General features: G+C 63.4%; 18 protein-coding genes. 12 read left to right on the top strand and 6 right to left on the bottom strand.

Annotation, left to right across the window (positions count from 1 at the left end; translation table 11 throughout):
• The first annotated feature begins 35 nt into the window (after positions 1 to 35).
• The 10 genes from ACXZ1M_RS26755 (at position 36) to ACXZ1M_RS26710 (ending at position 13452) form a co-directional block, all read left to right on the top strand.
• Positions 36 to 1871 carry an ABC transporter transmembrane domain-containing protein gene (locus tag ACXZ1M_RS26755; protein WP_459050633.1) on the top strand — a complete coding sequence of 612 codons (1836 nt, stop codon included), beginning with the start codon at positions 36 to 38 and terminating at the stop codon, positions 1869 to 1871.
• 22 nt (positions 1872 to 1893) lie between these two features.
• On the top strand, positions 1894 to 2979 hold the full coding sequence (locus ACXZ1M_RS26750) for a threonine aldolase family protein (protein WP_459050632.1): 1086 nt from the start codon (positions 1894 to 1896) through the stop codon (positions 2977 to 2979).
• 60 nt (positions 2980 to 3039) lie between these two features.
• Positions 3040 to 4650, top strand: coding sequence for a DEAD/DEAH box helicase (locus ACXZ1M_RS26745; protein WP_459050631.1), 1611 nt, complete (start codon positions 3040 to 3042; stop codon positions 4648 to 4650).
• A 73-nt stretch (positions 4651 to 4723) separates the two neighbouring features.
• Positions 4724 to 5695 carry a thymidylate synthase gene (locus tag ACXZ1M_RS26740; protein WP_459050630.1) on the top strand — a complete coding sequence of 324 codons (972 nt, stop codon included), beginning with the start codon at positions 4724 to 4726 and terminating at the stop codon, positions 5693 to 5695.
• Positions 5692 to 6393: an alpha/beta fold hydrolase gene (locus tag ACXZ1M_RS26735; RefSeq protein ID WP_459050629.1), complete on the top strand. Its 702-nt coding sequence runs from the start codon at positions 5692 to 5694 to the stop codon at positions 6391 to 6393. Before ACXZ1M_RS26740 ends, ACXZ1M_RS26735 begins: the two co-directional genes overlap by 4 nt.
• The gene (locus ACXZ1M_RS26730) at positions 6390 to 6875 is read left to right on the top strand and encodes a dihydrofolate reductase (RefSeq protein WP_459050628.1); all 486 of its coding nucleotides are present in this window, start codon (positions 6390 to 6392) and stop codon (positions 6873 to 6875) included. Before ACXZ1M_RS26735 ends, ACXZ1M_RS26730 begins: the two co-directional genes overlap by 4 nt.
• Positions 6876 to 6892: 17 nt before the next feature.
• Positions 6893 to 7465 carry a DUF4337 domain-containing protein gene (locus ACXZ1M_RS26725; protein ID WP_459050627.1) on the top strand — a complete coding sequence of 191 codons (573 nt, stop codon included), beginning with the start codon at positions 6893 to 6895 and terminating at the stop codon, positions 7463 to 7465.
• A 196-nt stretch (positions 7466 to 7661) separates the two neighbouring features.
• Entirely contained in the window at positions 7662 to 9911 is a 2250-nt protein-coding gene (locus ACXZ1M_RS26720) for an Orn/Lys/Arg family decarboxylase (RefSeq protein WP_459050626.1), read from the top strand.
• Between the two features lie 306 nt (positions 9912 to 10217).
• On the top strand, positions 10218 to 12002 hold the full coding sequence (locus tag ACXZ1M_RS26715; protein WP_459050625.1) for a DUF1800 domain-containing protein: 1785 nt from the start codon (positions 10218 to 10220) through the stop codon (positions 12000 to 12002).
• A 10-nt stretch (positions 12003 to 12012) separates the two neighbouring features.
• Complete coding sequence (locus tag ACXZ1M_RS26710) at positions 12013 to 13452, top strand: DUF1501 domain-containing protein (protein ID WP_459050624.1); 1440 nt, start codon at positions 12013 to 12015, stop codon at positions 13450 to 13452.
• Here the strand turns inward: ACXZ1M_RS26710 and ACXZ1M_RS26705 are convergent.
• The 3 genes from ACXZ1M_RS26705 to ACXZ1M_RS26695 form a co-directional block, all read right to left on the bottom strand.
• Positions 13449 to 14348 carry a dioxygenase family protein gene (locus tag ACXZ1M_RS26705; RefSeq protein ID WP_459050623.1) on the bottom strand — a complete coding sequence of 300 codons (900 nt, stop codon included), beginning with the start codon at positions 14346 to 14348 and terminating at the stop codon, positions 13449 to 13451. The genes ACXZ1M_RS26710 and ACXZ1M_RS26705 overlap by 4 nt on opposite strands.
• A gap of 73 nt (positions 14349 to 14421) precedes the next feature.
• Positions 14422 to 15108: a hypothetical protein gene (locus ACXZ1M_RS26700; protein WP_459050622.1), complete on the bottom strand. Its 687-nt coding sequence runs from the start codon at positions 15106 to 15108 to the stop codon at positions 14422 to 14424.
• Between the two features lie 31 nt (positions 15109 to 15139).
• Complete coding sequence (locus ACXZ1M_RS26695) at positions 15140 to 15685, bottom strand: Spy/CpxP family protein refolding chaperone (RefSeq protein WP_459050621.1); 546 nt, start codon at positions 15683 to 15685, stop codon at positions 15140 to 15142.
• 205 nt (positions 15686 to 15890) lie between these two features.
• Here ACXZ1M_RS26695 and ACXZ1M_RS26690 point away from each other — a divergent pair, with 205 nt between their 5' ends.
• Together ACXZ1M_RS26690 and ACXZ1M_RS26685 are read left to right on the top strand one after the other, a co-directional pair.
• On the top strand, positions 15891 to 16583 hold the full coding sequence (locus ACXZ1M_RS26690; protein ID WP_459050620.1) for a response regulator transcription factor: 693 nt from the start codon (positions 15891 to 15893) through the stop codon (positions 16581 to 16583).
• A 3-nt stretch (positions 16584 to 16586) separates the two neighbouring features.
• Positions 16587 to 18164 carry a sensor histidine kinase gene (locus ACXZ1M_RS26685; RefSeq protein ID WP_459050619.1) on the top strand — a complete coding sequence of 526 codons (1578 nt, stop codon included), beginning with the start codon at positions 16587 to 16589 and terminating at the stop codon, positions 18162 to 18164.
• A 12-nt stretch (positions 18165 to 18176) separates the two neighbouring features.
• Here ACXZ1M_RS26685 and dcd read toward each other — a convergent pair whose 3' ends face one another.
• From dcd to ACXZ1M_RS26670, 3 genes are all read right to left on the bottom strand, one after another.
• Positions 18177 to 18743 (bottom strand): dCTP deaminase, encoded by a 567-nt coding sequence (dcd, locus tag ACXZ1M_RS26680; RefSeq protein WP_373986704.1) that lies wholly within the window; start codon positions 18741 to 18743, stop codon positions 18177 to 18179.
• 37 nt (positions 18744 to 18780) lie between these two features.
• The gene (locus ACXZ1M_RS26675; protein ID WP_459050618.1) at positions 18781 to 19617 is read right to left on the bottom strand and encodes an alpha/beta hydrolase; all 837 of its coding nucleotides are present in this window, start codon (positions 19615 to 19617) and stop codon (positions 18781 to 18783) included.
• Between the two features lie 68 nt (positions 19618 to 19685).
• Positions 19686 to 22145, bottom strand: a complete 2460-nt coding sequence (locus tag ACXZ1M_RS26670; protein WP_459050617.1) for a DNA internalization-related competence protein ComEC/Rec2 — start codon at positions 22143 to 22145, stop codon at positions 19686 to 19688.
• Between the last annotated feature and the right edge of the window lie 170 nt (positions 22146 to 22315).

The raw sequence follows: 22315 nt of genomic DNA, 5'->3' as shown, positions 1-22315 counted from the left end.
TCCACATTAGAATCAATCGAAACCGTAGCCACACAATGACCAACAGCACCACCGCCAGTACGCAGTCCGCCGCCGCTCCGACCGCATCCCGTGAACTCAAAAAAGGCAGCATCGCCACCCTGCGTGGGCTGCTGCCCTTCCTGGTGCCGTACAAGCGCCAGTTCGCGCTCGCCGGCATCGCCCTGCTGGTGGCCGCCGGCGCCACGCTGGCGATCCCCGCCGCGTTCAAACAGATGATTGACCTCGGTTTCGGCAGCGCTGGCGTCAACAGCATCCAGCACGTGGACCTGGTGTTCCTGGCGCTGTTCGGCCTCGCCACCATCCTGGCGCTGGCGACGGCGGCGCGTTTCTACACCGTGTCCTGGCTCGGCGAGCGCGTCACCGCCGACATCCGCACCGCCGTGTACAAGCACGTGGTCACGCAAAGCCCGGAGTTTTTCGAAACCACACAGACCGGCGAAGTCCTGTCGCGCATCACCACCGACACTACCTTGATTCAATCCGTGGTCGGCACCAGCATCTCCATGGCGCTGCGCAATATGCTGCTGTTCATCGGCGGCCTGGTGATGCTGTTCGTGACCAGCCCAAGGCTGTCGGCCATCATCATCGGCCTGCTGGTTCTGACCGTGCTGCCGATCGTGATGTTCGGCCGCAAAGTGCGTACCCTGTCGCGCGACTCGCAGGACCGCGTAGCCGACGCCTCGGCCATGGCTGGCGAAATCCTCAACGCCATGCCGACGGTGCAGGCCTTCACGCATGAAAAGATCGAGTCGACGCGCTTCGGCGGCTCGGTCGAAGGCGCCTTCCAGACCGCCATGCGCCGCATCCGAGCGCGCGCCTTCCTCACCATGCTGGCCATCGTGCTGGTGTTCGGCGCCATCGTCTTCGTGCTGTGGCTGGGCGCGCACGCCGTGATTTCGGGCCAGATGACCGGCGGTGATCTCGGCCAGTTCATCCTGTACGCATCCATCGTGGCCGGCGCCATCGGCGCGCTGTCCGAGGTGATGGGCGAAGCGCAACGCGCCGCCGGCGCCACCGAACGCCTGCTGGAGCTGATGTCGGTGAAGTCGAAGATCCAGTCACCGGCCAAGCCGCTGGCGCTGCCGCCGCGTGCCGCCAATGGCGCGGCGCTGTCGCTGAACGACGTCGTCTTCTCCTATCCTTCGCGTCCCGAGACCGAGGCGCTGAGCCATCTGGCGCTGGACATCCAGCCCGGCGAAACGGTGGCTGTGGTCGGCCCTTCGGGCGCCGGCAAGACCACACTGTTCCAGCTGTTCCTGCGCTTCTACGATCCGCAGGCCGGCAGCATCAAGCTCGATGGCGTCGACATCACCCAGCTCGACCTGCACACCCTGCGCGACGCCATCGGCATCGTGCCGCAGGATACGGTGATCTTCTCGGCCAACGCCATGGAAAACATCCGCTACGGCCGCGCCGGCGCCACCGATGAAGAAGTGATCGCTGTCGCCAAGCTGGCTGCGGCACATGAATTCATCGAGAAACTGCCGCAGGGTTATCACTCCTTCCTCGGCGAGCGCGGCGTGCGCCTGTCGGGCGGACAGCGTCAGCGCATCGCCATCGCCCGCGCGCTGCTGAAAAATCCGCCGTTACTGCTGCTGGACGAAGCCACCAGCGCGCTCGACGCCGAATCCGAACGCCTGGTGCAAAAGGCGCTGGAAGCGGCCATGGTTGGCCGCACCACCGTCATCATCGCCCACCGCCTGGCGACCGTGCAGCGTGCCGACCGCATCATCGTCATGGAAGACGGTAAAATCGTTGAAACGGGCACGCACAAATCGCTGGTGGCGCTGGGCGGCATCTACGCCAATCTGGCGGCGCTGCAGTTCCACAACGTGCACGTGGAGCATTGAGCGTATCTTTCAGGAGCACGCCATGACCGACGCAGAACTGAAGCAAAGCTGCCGCACCCACCTGCCGGGTCACCGCGCGCCCTCGCCCGCCGAGCTGTTTACGGCCATGGGCGACTGGTGCGAGGGACGCGGCGTGACGCATGACGTCTACGGCAGCGGCGCGCTGATACAGGAATTCGAACAGAAGATCGCGCGCCTGCTGGGCTTCGAGGCGGCGGTGTTCTGCATCACCGGCACCATGACGCAGGCGACGGCGCTGCGCACCGCCTGCGCGGAACGCGGCAGCAAGCTGGTGGCGCTGCATCCGACATCGCACATCCTCAAGCATGAACGCGGCAATCACCAGCTGTTCGATCATTTCCACGCGCTGCAGATCGGCGATCCGCACCGGGTGTGGACGCTGGACGACCTGCAAGCCATCCCGGACCGTCTCGGCGCGGCGTCGCTGGAACTGCCGGCGCGCGAAATCGGTGGCCAGTGCCCGAGCTGGGACGAGCTGGCGGCCATCAAGGCCTACTGCCGCGAGCAAGGCATCCATCTGCACATGGACGGCGCGCGCCTGTGGGAGACCGCCGCCGCTTACGGCCATACGGCCGGCGAGATCGCAGCGGGTTTCGACAGCGTTTACGTGTCGCTGTACAAAGGAATAGGCGGCATGGGCGGCGCCATGCTGGCCGGCAGCGCGGCGTTCGTCGCCAAGGCACAGGAATGGTATCGCCGCCAGGGCGGCAACGTCTATCAGCGCACGCCCTACGTGGTGGCCGCCGCCATGCAGTTCGATGCGCGGCTGAATGCCATGCCGGCCTACTTCAAGCGCACGCAGTGGCTGTATGAAGCGCTGCGCGATTACCCGCTGCTGGTGCCGAATCCGGCGCAGCCGCAAGCCAATATGCTGCATCTGCATTTGCCGGTGGGCCGCGAGCGCGCGCTTGAGATACGCAGCCGCTTCGCCGAACAACACGGCGTGTGGCTGTTCAACGGCGCCAATCACGCGGCCTTGCCGGATCGCTGTTCGGTGGAGCTGTACGTCGGCGACAATCTGCTCAACATGGCGGACCAGCGCCTGCGCGAGATTCTTGCCCTGTGGTCGGACGCGCTGACCAACTAATTTCGCGGTTGCCGGACAAACCGGCTACACTGCGCCCCTTTTCGTTTGACTGACCACATCATGACATTCCACGCACTCGGCCTGATCGATCCTTTACTGCGCACGCTGGACGCGCTGGGCTACAAGCAGCCCACGCCGGTCCAGAAGCAGGCCATTCCAGCCGTGCTGGCGGGCCGCGACGTGATGGCCGCCGCCCAGACCGGCACCGGCAAGACCGCCGGCTTTGCGCTGCCCATCCTGCATCGGCTGACGATGGAGGGTGCGACCGCGCCGCTGTGCATTCGCGCGCTGGTGCTGGTGCCGACGCGGGAACTGGCCGAACAGGTATATGAGAGCTTCCGCAGCTATGGCAGCAATCTGCCGCTACGCAGCGCCGTGGCCTATGGCGGCGTGCCGATCGATCCGCAGATCGCCAAGCTGCGCAAGGGTCTGGATGTGCTGGTGGCGACGCCGGGCCGCCTGATCGACTTGCACGATCAGGGCGTGATCAGCTTCGAGTTGCTGCAAACGCTGGTGCTGGACGAGGCGGACCGCATGCTGGACCTCGGCTTCGAGCGCGATCTGGATATTCTGCTGGAGGCGTTGCCGAAGCAGCGCCAGACCTTGATGTTCTCGGCCACGTTCTCGGATGAGATCCGCAAGCTGGCCAACGGCATGTTGAAAGATCCGGTGGCCATTCAGGTGGCGGCGGCTAATACCGCGACCAAGAGCGTCAAGCAGTGGCTGATCCCGACCGACAAGTGCCGCAAGCCGGAGCTGTTCCTGCATCTGTTGAACAAGCTGGGTTGGATACAGGCGCTGGTGTTCGTCAAAACGCGCAAGGGTGCGGAGGCCTTGGTCAAGACTTTGCTGGAGCATGGCGTGACCGCCGACGCCATCCACGGCGACAAGACGCAGCCGGCCCGCCTGCGCGCGCTGGAGCGCTTCAAGCGCAAGGAAGTGCGGCTGCTGATCGCGACCGACGTGGCGGCGCGCGGCCTCGATATCGAGGCGCTGCCGCAGGTGGTGAACTTTGATTTGCCGTCGGTGGCCGAGGATTATATTCACCGTATCGGCCGCACCGGCCGTGCGGGCATGGCCGGCGAGGCGATCTCGCTGGTGTGCGCGGACGAAGTGGACATGCTGCGCGCGATCGAGACGCTGACGCGCCAGGCGATTCCGCGCTACGAGGAACCGGGCTTCGAGGCCGATCACCGCGTGCCGGAAACCGCGGCCCGTGGCACAGCCGCGCCGGCGCGCAAAGGCCCTGCACCCAACGCAGCCAAGCGCCCTGCCGGTGCGCCGCCTGTGGCGAAAGCGCCCGCCGCCGACAAGAAGGCCGCGCGGCCGGCCGGCGGCAGCGAATCGCTCGGCGTTTACACGCCGCCTGAAAAGCCGGCAAAGTCCGCGCCGCGCGAACGCGCACCGGCAAAAGACCCAGCAGCAGCACGCCGCGCGCCCGCCCCTGGCGTGGATGGCGGACCACGCAGCCGAGGAAATAGCGCAGCGGGCGGCGCCTCACGCAACGCTGGCGAAAATCCGCGCGGCCCTGGCGGCGGTTCACGCGGCCCTGCTGCACCGAAAGGCGCGGTGGTGGTGACCAACGGCCGGGGCGCCAAGTCGCAGGCGCGCACCGAAGGCCGCGCGGCAGCCAAGCCGGCCGGTCGCAAATCCCGGTCCGGCCCGCGCTGAGAGGCAGGCGAACGCCCGGCCCTCCTGCTAAAATACCCGTCTTTTGAGCGACACCCCCCTGTTGGAGAACTGAATGCAGCAATACCAGGAATTGATCCAGACCGTCATCGACACCGGCAGCTGGCAGGACAACCGCACCGGCATCCGCACGCTGAGCGTGCCGGGCGCGATGATGCGCTTCGACCTGACCAAAGGTTTTCCCGCAGTGACGACCAAGAAGCTGGCATTCAAATCCGTGGTTGGTGAACTGTGCGCCTTCCTGCGCGCCTCCCGCAGCGCCGCCGACTTCCGCGCGCTCGGTTGCAAAGTCTGGGACCAGAACGCCAACGAAAACCAGCAATGGCTGGACAATCCCTACCGACTGGGCACCGACGATCTGGGCCCGGTCTACGGCGTGCAGTGGCGCCAATGGCCCGGCTACAAAGTCATCGACGCCGATCAGGAAGCCCAACTGGCCAGCGCGCAAAAGAACGGTTTCACCGTGGTCGCGCCGATTGAAGAAAACGGCGTCAAGAAAGTTCTGCTCTACAAAGCCATCGACCAGTTGCGCGAATGCCTGGACACCATCGTCAATAATCCGGGCAGCCGCCGCATCCTGTTCCACGGCTGGAACCCGGCCGTGCTGGACGCCGTCGCCCTGCCGGCCTGCCACCTGCTGTATCAGTTCATCCCGAATCCGGCCACCAAGGAACTGTCGATGTGCCTCTACGTGCGTTCGAACGACCTCGGTCTCGGCACGCCGTTCAACCTGGCGGAAGGCGCCGCGCTGATGCACCTGGTGGGCCGCCTGACCGGCTACACGCCGCGCTGGTTCACCTACTTCATCGGCGACGCCCACATCTACGAAAACCACATGGACATGGTGCAGGAGCAGCTCAAGCGCGAGCCGTTCCCGCTGCCGCAGCTGACCATCTCGGACCGCGTGCCCGCCTTCGCGCAAACCGGCAAGTACGAACCGGAATGGCTCGAAAAAATCGAACCGACCGACTTCGCGCTGGAAGGCTACCAACACCACGCGCCGATTACCGCAGCCATGGCAGTATGATGCGACTGGATTTTGTGCCCGGCACCCTGTGCGATGAACGCATGTGGGGCCGATTGCTGCCGCTGCTGGGCGACGGCTTCGAATTCAACCACGTTCCGCTGCACAAGGCCCGCTCGCGCGAGCAGATGCAGGAACTGATCTCCGCGCACGCGGCGCCGAAGGCCAACCTGGTCGCCTTCTCGCTGGGCGCCTACCTAGCGGTGGAATTCGCTCTGGCCAATCCGGAGCGTGTGAACTCGCTGGTCATCATCGCCAGTTCCGCCAAGGGCCTGCAGGAAAAGGAAAAGGCCACGCGCCTGCGCATCATCCCGCTGCTGGAAAAGAACCAGTACACCGGCATGACGCAAATGCGCCTGCGCGAAATCCTCGCGCCCGAGCACATGGACGATCCGGCCATCGTCGACGTCATCCAGCAGATGGCGGTGGAACTGGGCAAGGACGTGCTGCTGACCCAATTCCGCACCACCATCGAACGCCCCGACCTGATGCGCCGCACCGGCGAGCTGCGTTGCCCGGTCATGATCGTCGCCTCCGAACAGGACAAACTGGTCGCCGCCGACGACGTGCGTGAATTCACTACCTACAACGCCACGGCCCAGCTCCACATGCTGACCGAAGGCACCGGCCACATGATCCCGCTGGAAGCCCCGCAAGCACTGGCGGACCACCTGCTGGCCTTCTACAATGAAAAGCTATGAGCACTCTGACCATCATCGTCGCCACCGACGCCCAGCGCGGCATCGGCATCAATAACACCTTGCCGTGGAAACTGCCGGAGGATCTGGCGCATTTCAAGCGGCTGACCACCGGCCATCCGATCATCATGGGCCGCAAAACCTTTGATTCGATAGGCCGGCCGCTGCCGAACCGCCGCAATATCGTCATCACCCGCAACGCCGAGTGGCGGCATGACGGCGTCGAGACGGTCGGTTCCATCGAGGCCGCCATCGCGCTGCTGGACGGCGCCGAGGGCTTCGTCATCGGCGGCGCCGAGATCTACCAGCAATCCATGCAACTGGCCGACCAGTTGATTATTACGCAAATCGCCCACACCTTCGACTGCGATGCCTTCTTCCCGGAGATCGACGCTACCGCGTGGCAGGAAACCGCCCGCGAAGAGCATACTTCCGAGACATCCGGTTTGCACTACGCTTTTGTTACACTGCGCCGCAAGGCCTAAGTTTTAAGGATACCCATATGTCTGGCCAAGGCTTCCACGTACACGGACCACACGACCACGCGGTCGAACACGCCGCCCACGGCAACGACGGCTTCTCCAACAACATCGCCGTGATGACGGCCATCCTCGCCACCGTCGGCGCGGCGTTCGGCTACCTCGGCGGCGCCACGCAGAACGAGGCGGCGCTGTTCAAGAACAATGCGGCCATCGACAAGACCCAGGCCGCCAACAGCTGGAATTATTACCAGGCCAAGTCCTCCAAGCAGAACCTGGCCGAGCTGGTCATGACCCTGCCCGGGGTCGATCCCAAGCGCTACGAGGCCGAAGTGGCCCGCTACAAGGCCGAAAAGGAAGACATCAAGAAGGAAGCCGAGAAGTGGGAAGAGTCCTCTAAAGAGTGGAACCACAAGTCGGACGAAGCCATGCACAAGCACCACCAGTGGGCGCTGGCCACCACCGCCGAGCAGATCGCCATCTCGCTGGCCGCCATCACCCTGCTGACCCGCAAGAAGTGGATGATGGGCCTGGCCTACGGCGTGGCCGGTGTCGGCCTGGTGCTGGGCGCCATGGCCTGGTTTGCTGCCCACTAAGTAATATTTACTGAATAGCATGGCACCGTTGTAACAAGGGTGTCATTCCTGTCAGGCATTCTGTTACGATAATTTTTTTCCCGCAGAGCCGCTATTTCTGCGAGAATCCCGTTCTTATTTTTTGCGGCCACCTTGGTCGCGCCCTAGTCCGCCCCTCCACACTGGTCAGGGGCGGCTTGCTTTTTTGGAGACATGCATGAAATTTCGTTTCCCCATCGTCATCATTGACGAGGATTTCCGTTCCGAGAACACGTCCGGCCTGGGCATTCGCGCCCTGGCCGATGCAATGGAAAAAGAAGGCATGGAAGTGGTGGGCGTGACCAGCTACGGCGACCTGTCCCAGTTCGCCCAGCAGCAATCGCGCGCCTCGGCCTTCGTCCTGTCGATCGACGACGAGGAATTCGGCGCCGGTTCGGTGGAAGAGACCGACACCGCGCTGAAGTCGCTGCGCGCCTTCGTCGAAGAAATCCGCTACAAGAACGCCGACATCCCGATCTACCTGTACGGCGAAACCCGCACTTCGCGCCACATCCCCAACGATATCCTGCGCGAACTGCACGGCTTCATCCACATGTTCGAGGACACCCCGGAATTCGTGGCCCGCCACATCATCCGCGAAGCCAAGTCCTACCTGGACGGCCTGGCGCCGCCGTTCTTCCGCGCGCTGGTCGAGTACGCCAACGACGGCTCCTACTCCTGGCACTGCCCCGGCCACTCGGGCGGCGTGGCGTTCCTGAAATCGCCGATCGGCCAGATGTTCCACCAGTTCTTCGGTGAAAACATGCTGCGCGCCGACGTCTGCAACGCCGTCGAAGAGCTGGGCCAGCTGCTGGATCACACCGGCCCGGTCGCCAAGTCCGAACGCAACGCCGCGCGCATCTTCAACGCCGACCATTGCTATTTCGTCACCAACGGCACCTCGACCTCGAACAAGATGGTCTGGCACTCGACCGTGGCGCCGGGCGACATCGTCGTGGTGGACCGCAACTGCCACAAATCCATCCTGCACTCGATCATCATGTGCGGCGCGATTCCGGTGTTCCTGATGCCTACCCGTAACCACCTCGGCATCATCGGTCCGATTCCGCTGGAAGAGTTCACGATGGAAAGCATCATGCGCAAGATCGAGGCGAATCCGTTCGCACGTGAAGCCGTGAACAAGAAGCCACGCATCCTGACCATCACCCAGTCGACCTACGACGGCGTGGTCTACAACGTGGAAACCCTGCGCGAAATGCTGGACGGCCAGATCGACACCCTGCACTTCGACGAAGCCTGGCTGCCGCACGCCACCTTCCACGACTTCTACAAGAACATGCACGCGATCGGCAAGGACCGCCCGCGCGCCAAGGAGTCGATGATCTTCTCGACGCAATCGACCCACAAGCTGCTGGCCGGCCTGTCGCAGGCCTCGCAAGTGCTGGTGCGTGAGTCGGAAACCGTCAAGCTGGACCAGGACGCCTTCAACGAGGCTTACCTGATGCACACCTCGACCTCGCCGCAATACTCGATCATCGCCTCGTGCGACGTCGCTGCGGCCATGATGGAAGCGCCGGGCGGCACCGCCCTGGTGGAAGAGTCCATTCTGGAAGCGCTGGACTTCCGCCGCGCCATGAAGAAGATCGACGCCGAGTGGGGCAAAGACTGGTGGTTCAAGGTGTGGGGCCCGAACTCGTTCGCCGAAGAAGGCATCGGCACCCGCGAAGACTGGATCATCAAGGCGGAAGACGACTGGCACGGCTTCGGCAAGCTGGCGCCGGGCTTCAACATGCTGGACCCGATCAAGGCCACCATCGTCAACCCGGGCCTGTCGCTGGACGGCAAGTTCGACGAGACCGGCATTCCGGCGTCCATCGTCACCAAGTACCTGGCCGAACACGGCGTGATCATCGAGAAGTGCGGCCTGTACTCGTTCTTCATCATGTTCACCATCGGCATCACCAAGGGCCGCTGGAACACGCTGCTGACCGCACTGCAACAGTTCAAGGACGACTACGACAAGAACCAGCCGATGTGGCGCATCCTGCCGGAATTCGCGGCCGCCAATCCGACCTACGAAAAAATGGGCCTGCGCGACCTGTGCCAGCAGATCCACGATTTCTACAAGGCCTACGACGTGGCGCGCCTGACCACCGAGATGTACCTGTCGGACATGGTGCCCGCCATGAAGCCGTCGGACGCCTTCGCCAAGATGGCGCACCGCGAAATCGAGCGCGTGGCCATTGATGAGCTGGAAGGCCGCATCACCTCGATCCTGCTGACGCCGTATCCACCGGGCATTCCGCTGCTGATCCCGGGCGAGCGCTTCAACAAGACCATCGTTGACTACCTGCGCTTCGCACGCGACTTCAACGAACGCTTCCCGGGCTTCGAGACCGACGTCCACGGCCTGGTCAAGCGCGAGGTCGATGGCAAGCGCGGCTACTTCGTGGATTGCGTGAAGTAAGTTAGCTTGGCTCCATCAAAAAGCGGCTCCGGCCGCTTTTTTACTGCCTAAAAATCGGACAAATAGCAAATTAAATATCGTAAATATCAAAATACTACGATTTTATGCGTGGTAAACGCAACATATCAGAAATTAATTTTGGTTTTCGGGTGGAAACAGATCGGCTAACGTCGCTCAACTTCAGCTAACTCAACTGTAAAATATTTCCAATAAGAAAATTTTACAATTCGGCCCTAAATTGACGGTTTCTTCGTAGAAGTAATGTCCCTAAAATTGCGGTTCCTGTAATTCCACTGGGAATCATTGATGCACATCCACATTCGCACAATCTTATCCGCCGCCTTACTGACCGCTCTGGCCGCCTGCGGAGGTTCGTCGCAAAGCCCCGATGACAATGCCGCCGCGATCGCCGATGCACCGCAGGCCCTGCGCACCAAGATGGGGGGCGCCTCTTCCGGGACTGGCACGCTCACCGCCGCTGAAATCGTCAGTGGGACCGGCATGACCACCACGGCCACCGAAACTGCTGTCACACCTTCGGCGGCATCGCAGTTTCTGGCTCAGGCCACCTTCGGCCCATCCGATGGTGCCATTGAAGAAGTTGTGACGGTCGGCTACGCCACCTGGTTCGATCGCCAGTTCCGCAAACCACAGGCGCTCCACCGCATGCAAATGGAGGCATGGCTGGCCACGAAGCCAGCAGGCACGCGCTTGATCACGACCGATTTCTATAATTCGTTCTGGAAACAGGTAATCACCGGTCCCGATCAGCTCCGTCAGCGAATGCAGTACGCACTGTCGCAAATTTTCGTGGTGTCGTTCGACGGCAGCATTTCCGGCCTGCCGCGCGGGGGTGCATCCTACTATGACATGCTCGGCCAAAATGCTTTCGGCAATTTCCGCCAGATCCTGGACGGTGTCGCTCATCATCCGATGATGGGTATTTATCTGAGTTTCCTTCGCAACCAGAAGGAAAGCGATACCCGCGCGCCTGACCAAAACTTCGCCCGAGAAATCATGCAACTGATGACCATTGGTCTCTACCAGTTGAATCAGGACGGCACGCAGAAGCTCGCGAACGGCAAGCCTATTGAAACCTACACCTCCGAGGACGTGGCCGGATTGGCCAAGGTGTTCACCGGCTGGAGCTGGGCCGGCCCCGACACCAGCACCGCGCGCTTTCTGGGTGGCGTACCGGATCCGGACCGGGATTGGAAGCCCATGCAAAACTACCAATGGGTCCACTCCACGTCGGAGAAACGCTTCCTCGGCAAGACCATCAGTGGCGCCACCACGGGCGAGGCTGATATGAAGGTTGCGCTCGACACACTGTTCAACCATCCGAATGTCGGGCCGTTCATCGGCCGCCGCTTGATTCAGCATTTCGTCAGCAGCAATCCGACGCCTGCCTATATTTCACGGGTCGCCGCCGCATTCAATAACAACGGCAACGGTGTACGTGGCGACATGAAGGCCGTCATCATGGCGGTGCTGCTGGACCCGGAGGCGCGCGCCAGCACATTTGAGGGGCGTGAGAAGATGCGTGAACCGGTCATCCGAACCGCTAACTGGATGCGCGCATTCAAGGTGAAATCGCCAAGCGGCATGTACTTGGTCGGCAATACCGACGATCCGCTGCAGTCCCTTGGCTATACGCCGTTCCGTTCGCCATCCGTGTTCAACTTCTACCGTCCTGACTATGTGCCGCCGGGCACCGCAGTCTCCTCGGCAAGCAAGGTCGCGCCGGAGATGCAATTGCTGACCGATCCTGAAGTGATCGGCTACCTCAACTTCATTCAGGTAGCCATTCAGTATGGCATGGGTGGTGGGCGTGAGCTCCAGGCCGACTATGTTGCGGAATTGTCCCTGGTGAACCAGCCGGAAAAGCTGGCCGACCGCATCAACCTGCTGGTTCTGAACGGTACGATGTCAAGCGGATTGCGCAATCAGATCATTACGGCAATTAATGCGACGCCCATTCCTTATACGACAGCAACGAGTCCTGAACTGATCTCCGAAGCCCGACTGAACCGCGTCTACATCGCGATTTACCTGGCGATGATTTCGCCTGAATATGTAATTCAACACTAAGGAGCCGACCATGAATGATATCAATCCATCGCGACGCCGCTTCATGAACAGCTTGCTGGCCGCCACCGGCAGCACGGCGCTGCCGTTCACGATGAATCTGGCGGCGATGAGCACCGCTGCCGCCGCCACCGCGACCGATTATAAAGCCTTGGTCTGCCTGTTCATGCATGGCGGCAACGATGGCCACAATACGGTGCTGGCGACCGACAGTACCTCGTGGAATGACTACGTACGCATTCGCACGACCCCCGACGCGCAGAACATCGTGCTGCCGGGGCCGAGCGCGGCCGGCGGCGTGTTGCCGATTAAACCGCTGCTGCCACAGGATGGGCGTACATTTGCGCTGCACTCCAGTCTCGGTGGGCTCAAGCGCCTGTTTGACAGTGGCAATGCCGCCGTGCTGGCGAATGTCGGCACGCTGGTGCAGCCAACCACCAAAGCGCAGTACGCGAGCGGCGCCGTGCCGCTGCCGGTCAAGCTGTTCTCGCACAACGACCAGTCGTCGGCCTGGCAGGCCTTCCAACCGGAAGGCGCCTCCTACGGATGGGGCGGTCGCATGCTCGATTTGCTTGCCTCGGCCAATTCCGCGCCGACCTTTGCGTCGATTTCCGTGGCTGGCAAGGCGCTGCTGTTGTCTGGCAAACAAATCCGGCAATATCAGTTGGTATCGGCTGGTGCGATGCCCATCCGCAATGCTGCGGGCACGCTGTACCGGGCCCAAAACGGCACTAATCCGCTGCTGTCCGTCGCTGCCGCAAGCGGCGGCACGGCATTCCAAAACACCTACACCGATGCGCTCAACCATGCCATAACGGCGCAAGCCCAGCTCAGCGGTGTCATGCTCGCGGCGGGTGCCGGCGGGGTCCCCGATCCCACGCCGTACCTCAATCCCGTGACCGGCAAGACTGAGGTCAATCCACTGGCGGTGCAGTTGCAGACCGTGCTGCGTGTCATGGGTGCGCGCAATGCGCTGGGCCTCAAACGCCAGGTGTTTTACGTGGCATTGCCATCGTTTGACACGCATGACGATCAGATTGCCCGCCAGGCCGCTTTGCTGGCACAGCTGTCACATGGCATCGAGTACTTCAATACCATGCTGGCCTCGCTTCAAGGCACCGACCTGCGCAAACAAGTGACGCTGTTTACCGCCTCCGACTTTGGCCGCACCTTCACCAGCAATGGCGACGGAACCGACCACGGCTGGGGCTCGCATCACTTCATCGTCGGCGGCGCGGTCAAGGGCGGCAATATGTATGGCAGCTACCCGGTCACCGGCCTCGGCCACGCCCTCGATATCGGCGGGGGCGCACTGCTGCCTACCACGTCGGTCGATCAATACGGTGCCACCCTGGCCGCCTGGTTCGGCCTGTCGGCGACCGAGATTGCGGATGTTTTCCCAAACATCGTCAACTTCAACACCCGCAACCTCGGCTTCATGAACGCCGTTTAAGCAGACACCGCCACCACCAGCGTCGCCACATAACCATCGGTGGCGTTGCCGGTGATGGCCGACATCTGCAGCGAGTAGCCGTCGCTGAAGACGTTGTCGCTGCTGAAGCTGATCGCCGCCATATTGCGCACGCTGGCGCTGTAGCCGGTGGTGGCGTACACCTCGTTGCTGGTCGCCACAGGGAAGGTGAACTGCGAGGTGCGGATGCGGTTGGAGGCGCTGCTGGCCTTGGCCAGCGAGGCGTACACTTCGAAGTGCACGTGCGGCACGCGGCCCGAGTAGCAGCCCGGATAGATCGTGGTGAAGGTCAGGTTGCCGCTGCTGTCGGTTTGCTGCACGCCGCGCAGGTAATTCTGGTTGGTGACGCCGCTGGAGTACAGCGAGTAGTTGCCATCGCGGTCGCAATGCCACAGGTAGACGGCGGCGTTGGCCAGCGCGGCGCAGTTGTTGTTGGCGTTGACGATCTGCAGCTTGATGGTCAGCGGCACGCCTGCCGCCGTACCGCTGGCGCTGCCGAAGCTGCTGCGGATGTCGCTGCGCACCACGCCCGATTGCGTCAGCACATTCACTACCCCGCTGCTATTGCTGTTGGTGCCGTCGGCCGGATACGGGCCGCCCGTTTCTTCCGGAATGACCGAGCACGAGCCGGTGGTTGGCGTGGTGGACGTACCAGTCGTAGGCGTCGTCGTCGTGGTGCCGGTGGTGCCGGTGGTCGTTGTGGTAGTCGCGGCCGTAGTGGCGCTGTCGCTGCCTGAGCCGCCGCCGCAGCCGAGCACCGGCAGCGCCGAGGCGCCGGCCAGCAGCCAGCGCAACGTCTGGCGCCGGTCGGTGTTCAGGTTGAGCATGGCCGTGAGGTCGGCCTCCAGGCTGTGTTCGTGATCGTCATGAATTTCCATACCTACTCCTGCTTGGGTGAGAAAGCCGGCGCCGCGCATACGTACCACGGCGCCGGGTGCTACGGGATTGCGGTTAAACGGTGGTGTTGACCAGGTTGCCGCTAGCGCCGTTGCCGCCGACCTTGGCCGACAGCGCTTGCAGGAAGGCCGCCAGCTTGGACGCGGCGTCGGTGCCGGTGCTGTCCGTGGCGTCGGCACTGCTGGCGTCGGTGCCAGCGCCCAACTTGTCCAACAGATTGGCGAACGCGCTCTCCAGCTGATCGACGGCGTCGGCACTCTCGCTGCCGTCCGTTGCGCTGGAGGACGTGCCTGCGCTGACCTCGGCGATCAGGCTTTGCAGGTCGGACTCCAGTTTGCCCGGCCCGCCCGCCCCGCCCTGCTGCTCGCCGTATGGCGGCGGCGCTTCGGCGTTGTCGCTGTGTTGCGCGTGCAGCGCGCCCATCAGGCTTTGCAGGAAGCTGCCGAGCGCTGCGGCCACGTCGTTGGCGTCGGTGCTGCCATCGGTGGACTCGGCCGTGGCCGATGCGCCGGAAGCGCTGCTGCTATCGGTGCCGACATCGCTGATGCCGATCGAGGCGAGGGCCTCGGCAATGGCGTCGGCAAAACCGCCGCCGTCTTTCGGTGGCGGTGGACGCACGCGGTCGGTACTGCTCGTGCTGTTCGTGCTGGCGGCACTACTGGCGCTGTTGGTACTGCTCAAACGGCTCAGGAAACTGAGCGCGCTGGCGGCGCTGGTGGAACTCAGGGCGCTGATTGACATACGGTTCTCCGCTAAAAGGTTGGAACAACGATTACGGACGCTGACGCGGCCGATCTTCCGCTTGCTGCTTGCGCTGCTCCGGCGTCAGCACGGCCAGCAGTTTCTGCTGCGTGCGCACGTGCTGCAGGGCGATGTTGGCCTCCGCCGTAGCCACCTCCTTGGCCAGCGCGGAGGCTTTGGCATCGTCGTACTTGTCGGCATCGGCCTGCGCGCGCAGCGCCTCGCGGGCTTTGGCCGCTGCCTTGGACTGCTCGCGCAGGTAAGGCGCTTCCGCGTGCAGAATGGCGAACACCTTGTCTTGCTGCGCGTCGCTCAGCTCGACGCCGCGCAGGAATGGCGCACGGCCGGGACCGAAGCCGGGGCCGCGATCCGGACCGTGGTCCGGACCGCCGCGCTGCGGGCCACCGAACGGCGGCGGACCATCATGCTCGGGGCCGCGCGGACCGCGTTCGCCGTGCGACGACGACGGCTGCCCGCCGTCCATGTCTTCCGCAGCGGCGGCGCCCATGGCAAACAGCGGCAGCGCCAGAATGGAGGCCAGCAGGATATTGCGTACGCTAGCTTTTGATGTTTTCATGCGAGTTATCCTTGGTTGGTAGTGAGACATCATTCTCTGCGCCACCCGTGTTAAGTGGCGTTAGGGCAACGTAAATTCGCGTAAAGATGCCGTTCTGACATTCAAATTCCGCACGGAAAGAGCTTGTAAAACCGGGTAAAAGCACCGCGCCTAGCGGTTCCGGCCTGATATGATGGGCAATCTGTATCCAATGAAAATCGCTGCAATGAAGAGCAAAGTACTGCTGATAGACGACGACATCGAACTGGTGGGCATGTTCAAGGAATACCTGGAACAGGAGGGCTTTGAAGTCAAAGCCGTGCACGACGGCGAGGCCGGAACCGCCGCCGCCGCCAGCGGCCTGTACGCCATCGCCATCCTGGATGTAATGATGCCGCGCATGAACGGCCTGGAAACGCTGCGCCGCATCCGCACCAACAGCCAACTACCGATCCTGATGCTGACCGGCCGGGGCGACGACACCGACCGCATCGTCGGCCTGGAACTGGGCGCCGACGATTATGTGGCCAAGCCCTGCACGCCGCGCGAGCTGACCGCGCGCATCCGCGCCATCTTGCGTCGCGCGCAAAGCGTGCCGACCGACAACAGCCAGCAGGCCGCCATCACGGTCGGCCAGCTGGTGATGTGGCCGGAGCAACGCCGCGCCACCTGGGCCGGCGGCAAGCTGGAACTGACCAGTACCGAATTCAATCTGCTGGAGGTGTTGGCACGTAACGCCGGCCGTCCGGTCAGCAAGAACACCTTGTCGGAACAAGGCCTGGGCCGTCCGCTAGCGCGCTTCGACCGCAATATCGACGTGCACCTGAGCTCGCTGCGCCACAAGCTGGGCACCATCGCCGACGGCCGCTCCTGCCTGCAAACCGTGTACCGCCTGGGCTACCAGCTCATCAAGGAGTAAGACTTGGGCCGTTTGTTCTGGAAGTTTTTCCTGTCCATCCTGCTGGCGCAGCTCACCGCGACGGTGGGCATCGGCGGCGCTATCTGGTGGAAAAATCGCAGTCAGCAGAGTAACCAGCAGGTCACGCTGGACACCAGCCCGCCGGCCGAGATGGCCATCAACGCGGCAGCCTCGACGCTGGAGTTTGGCGGTGTGAAGGCCTTGCAGCGCATGCTGGAGAATATGGAGCGGCACCGCGTGTATGCGGTCGATGAGCAGGGACACGAGCTGCTGGGCCGCATCGTCAGCGCGCAGGCCTTGCAGGAGTCGCGCGTGCGCTTGAAGGACGACGGCCGGCGCCGCGTGGTGCGCCAGATGGAGGGCGACGACGGCAAGCGCTATCTGCTGTTCCTGCCGTCGGGCGAGCGCCAGCGCGGACTCGAAGGGGACCGTCCGCTGCTGGCCAATCTGGGCGGCGGTGCGCAGATGGCGATGACGGCCGCCTCGGTGCTGCAAGGCGCGGACGACCGGCGCGGCAACCGCCCGCCCCCAGGTCCACCCGGCGCGCAGCCGGATGGCGCTGCTCCCGGCTTCGGCCCGGGTGCAGGCCCGCAGTCCGGCGCCGGGCCGGACGGCCCGGGCATGGACGACCGCCGCAACATGGGCGACCGCCCGTGGGGGCCGCGCTTCCAGCCGATGGGACCGTGGCTGCCGATCGCCGCCGCCACCCTGGCCAGCCTGCTGTTCTCGGTATTGCTGGCATGGTACTTCTCACGCCCCATCCGCGCACTGCGGCAAGCCTTCGACGCCGCCGCCAACGGCGACCTGGCGCCACGCTTCGCCAAGGAGAGTGGCCGAAGCGGCAAAAGCGGCACCGAACTCAACGACCTGGGCCGCGACTTCGACCGCATGACCGCCCGCCTGCGCAGCCTGATCGACGGCCAGACCCGCCTGCTACATGACGTCTCGCACGAACTACGCTCGCCACTGGCCCGCCTGCAGGCAGCCATCGGCCTGGCGCACCAGCAGCCGGAAAAATGGAGCGCATCGATGGAGCGCATCGAACGTGAAAGTGTGCGCATGGATAAATTGGTGGGAGAGCTGCTGACGCTGGCGCGTCTGGAAGCCGGCGCCATCCGCGCCAGCCAGGAAGAAATCAGCATGGCCGACCTGCTGGATCAGATCGCCGACGACGCCCGCTACGAAGCAGCCAGCCAGCAGCGCACCGTGGTGCAGGAAGGTGAAGCGGATGTAGGGCTGATCGGCCAGGCCGATCTGCTGGGCCGCGCGATAGAAAACGTGGTGCGCAACGCCATCAAGCACAGCCCGGAAGGCGGCGAAGTGCAATTGCAGGCGCGCGCGCTGCCGGATGCGAAACAACTGATTATCCGCGTGCTCGACCGGGGACCGGGCGTGGCGCCGGCCGACCTGGACACCATCTTCCAGCCCTTCTTCCGCTCCAGCAACGCCAGCACGGAAGGCCACGGCCTCGGCCTGGCGATCGCCCAGCATGTGATCGAAGCGCACGGCGGCAGCATCAAGGCCAGCAACCGTGCCGGTGGCGGCCTCTGTGTGGAAATGATCTTGCCGGTCAAACGCTGACCGGCACTTTAATTACGCTTTTGGCAGGGTCACGCCGCTCTGGCCCTGGTACTTGCCGTTGCGGTCCTTGTACGACACGTCGCACACTTCATCGCTCTCAAAGAACAGCACCTGCGCGCAGCCTTCGCCGGCATAGATCTTGGCCGGCAGCGGCGTGGTGTTGGAGAACTCCAGGGTCACATAACCTTCCCATTCCGGCTCGAACGGCGTGACGTTGACGATGATGCCGCAACGGGCGTAGGTCGACTTGCCCAGACAAACCGTCAGCACGCTGCGCGGAATGCGGAAGTATTCCACGGTGCGGGCCAGCGCGAACGAATTCGGCGGGATGATGCAGACATCGCTCTTGATGTCCACGAAGGAATTCGAATCGAAATTCTTCGGATCGACGATGGTGCTGTTGATGTTGGTGAACACCTTGAACTCATCGGCACAACGAATGTCGTAGCCGTACGACGAGGTACCGTAGGAAATCACCTTGCGGCCATCCTCCTGGCGTACCTGGTCCGGAAAGAACGGTTCGATCATCCCATGCTGCTCCGCCATCCGGCGTATCCATTTATCGCTTTTAATCGTCATCGCAAGGCATTCCTAAAGTTGCACAATGCCCCGGATTTTACGCTATCGCTTCATTTTTAAGAACTTTTTTACCAGATTGCACGGATAACAGTTCCATGATCATTTCCTTGGTCGCCTCGGCGGCGGCGGCCGGCGTCTCCATGGGGAACAGATGGCCGCCGGGCAGGATGCGGAAATGGCGGCCGACCAGCGCCTGGGTGTACTGGTGGCCGGCCTGGCTGGTCTCCCAGGAATTGTCGCCTCCGATGAAGCCGATCGGCACCGGCGTGCCCTTGCGCAGCAATTGTGGCAGGTGATGCGGCAAGGTGGCATAGACGGCGGTTTCGTTTTCGCGCGTGAAGCGCAGCTGCACGCCGTCCGGATGCGGCTTCAGGCCGCTGTCCATGTAATCGGCCAGCACGCCCGGCGCCCAGGCGGCAAAAATGTCCTTGACGGCGAAATGGTCGTGCGCGGCCTGCGCGTCTGGCCAGACATTGCGGCGGCGGATGGAGAACTTGGCCGGCGGCACGCTGTAGGCGCGGCCGAGCTGCTTGATCATGCGCCAGGCGAAGGCGCGCCAGCCGCCGACCACCGGCGCGTCCAGCATCACCACGCAGCGCACCAGGTCCGGACGCTTGTGCGCCACCATCATGCTCAGCATACCGCCCAGGGAATGGCCGACCAGGATCACCGGCTCGTTGTAACGCTTGGTCAGTTCGTTGATGTACTCATCCACCAGGTGCGGCCAGCCATCGCTGACCGGATACTGCGGATTGTGCGCGTGCATGTCGAGCGACTGGATGTCGAAGTGCTCGGACAGCGTCGCGAAGAATTGTCGATATACGCCCGCCGGGTAACTATTGGCGTGGGCGAAATGCAGCTTGGGCTTGCTCACAAGCGGTCTCCGTATGGTTATTTTCCCCATTGTAATGGGACAGCACCTCGGAGACTGGTGGAAACGCTCTAATTATCGCCCTGGTTGCCGTCCAGGCGCGCTGCCTGCCAATAGCGGGCGTGGGTCTGGCGGTAGCTGGAAATTCGTATGGTTTCGTCGAATTCCAGCGTCAACGCGCCAGCCTGGTCGGTACGGTAGCGGCGGATGTGCATGGCGCCGTAGCGGTCGTAGACCTCTTTCTTGGGATGGCGGTAACGGTTGCGATGACCGACCTGGAAGATCGCCGCCTGCGGACGGACGGCCAGCAGGAACTCGCGGGTCGAACTGGTGCCGCTGCCGTGGTGCGGCGCCAGCAGCACGTCCGCGCGCAAGGCTGGCGCTCCGCTTTCAAGCAGTTGCGCCTCCTGTTCGGCCTCGATATCACCGGCCAGCAGGATGGATTTGCCGTTGGCGGTGATCTTCAGCGCGCAGGTGCGCGCGTTGGGCTTGAGCGCATGGTTGGCGTAGCTGGCCGCCTGCGGATGCAGCATCTCGAAGCGCACGCCGTCCCAGATCCAGTGCTGCCCTGCCGCGCAAGGCACATGCTGACGAGCGGCGCGCGCGATGGCGTGCTGCGGCGGAAGCGACGATAGCACCCAGCCGGTAGCTACGCCGTCGAGCACCGACAGCGCGCCGCCGGCATGATCGGCATCGCTGTGAGAAATGACCATGCCATCGAGCGTAGCAATGCCGCGCGCCCGCAAATAAGGCAGAACGACGCGGCTGCCGGCATTCGATTCAGGCGTGTAGGCGGGGCCGGTGTCGTAGAGCAAGCGATGGCCGCTGGTCTCGATCAACAGCGCCATGCCCTGCCCGACGTCAAAGGCGGTGACGGTCATGCGGCCTGGCGCCGGATGCGCCGGCTCGGCGGCCAGCAATGGAATCCAGGCCGCGAGGCCCAGCCAGCGCGCCGGCCATCCACGCGGCGCCAGCAGCCAGATGGTGCCGAACATCGCCCAGCAGAACAACCAGAACGGCGGCACCGGCGCGCTCCACACCGCGTAGCGCATGCCGCTGAACCATTGCAGGCAAAGCGCCAACCCTTCCACCAACGCATGCGCGCACACCAGCAGCGGCATGGCCAGCATCTGCGGCAGCATGCTGCCCACCAGCGCAAGCGGCGTGACCACAAGGCTAATCAACGGAATCGCCACCGCGTTCGCAAGCGGACTGACCACCGACACCTGGCCGAACAGCAGCATGGTGATCGGCACCAGTCCCAGCGTCACCACGTACTGCGTGTGGGCTCCAACGCGCAAGGCCAGCGCCATACGCTCGCGGCGTGTCGGCTGCACAGGAACATGCGGCATGCCCGGTGCTACGGGACGGGCCTCCTGCGGCGTGGTGCGTCCAACGGTCGCATACAAAATAATGGCGACCGCGCCGAACGACAGCCAGAAACCCGGCCACAGCACCGCCCACGGATCCATCACCACCACCACGCCCAGCGCGGTGCACAGCACATGCGAGATGCTGGTCAGGCGGTTGAACCACAGCGCGGCGGCCACCACTATCAGCATGTACAAGGTGCGCTGCGCCGGCACGCCGAAACCGGCCAGCAGCACGTATAGCAGCGCCACACCCGCCCCGGCCAGCGCCGCCACTTTCTGCGCCGGCAGCAGCAAAGGCAGTTGCGCGCGCGTGAAGAACGACCAGCGCCACAGGGAGAACGCGGCCCACGCGAACAGGCCCGCCACCATCGTGATATGCAATCCTGAGATCGAAATCAAATGACCGATGCCGGTGCGGTTGAACACCTGCCAATCCGCCTGATCGATGCCGCGCTGATCGCCGACGACCAGGGCCACGATCACGCCGGCATAAGGCTTGCCCGGCAGCGCGGCCAGAATGCGATCTCGAAGCAGCGCGCGGCTATGCTCGACCACATTCCCGACGCTGAACACAAAGCTATCCACACGACGATTGTCCCGCGCGACCCGCACATAGCCGGTGGCACGCACGCCCTGCTCCAGCAGCCACGCCTCGTAATCGAAACCGTAGGGATTGGCGTTCCCATGCGGCCGTTGCAAGCGCACAGTGAGCTGCCAACGCTCGCCCGGCCGCACATCCGGCACCACGCTGACCTGCTCGCGATAGCCCGAGTACCACGACAACGCAATCCTCGGCGGCACCACGCCGTCGGCCTGCTCCACCGCAAAATTAAACCGCACGCCTTGCGCAAAGCGGTACGGCAGATTATCGATGGTACCGACGATCTTCAGATCGCGCCCTTCATCTGCCAGCGCCAATTCCGGCGCCAGTGCGCGGTGCGCAAGCCACGCGGCCCACAGAAAACCGATCGCCGCGCCACACAACAGACCTGCCGCCACGCGCACGCCGGGCGCCGTGCGCGACGCAAGCCTGACTCCAACAATCAGCGCAGGTAGCAAAAGCGCCACCGCCACGACCATGACGACCGGCGACGGCAAGGCCGCCTGCAACTGCAGGCACGCCGCCCCTATCGCCAAGCCTATCAAAACCATCCGCATAGCGTCGCCTCCCCAGCAGCGATACTACGCAAACAAAAAACGGCGACACGCTCACGCAATGCGCCGTTTGACACACATCAAATGCAGCCTATCCATCCACGCTAGAGAACGCCCCCCTTTCGGTCTGCGGCCTATACTCGCCTGTGCGCTGCACAACCCCGCCTATCAAC

This window comes from Duganella paludis, assembly GCF_054461335.1.
The sequence above is the reverse complement of the archived record's forward strand: the minus strand, read 5'-3'. Positions and strand labels throughout refer to the sequence as shown.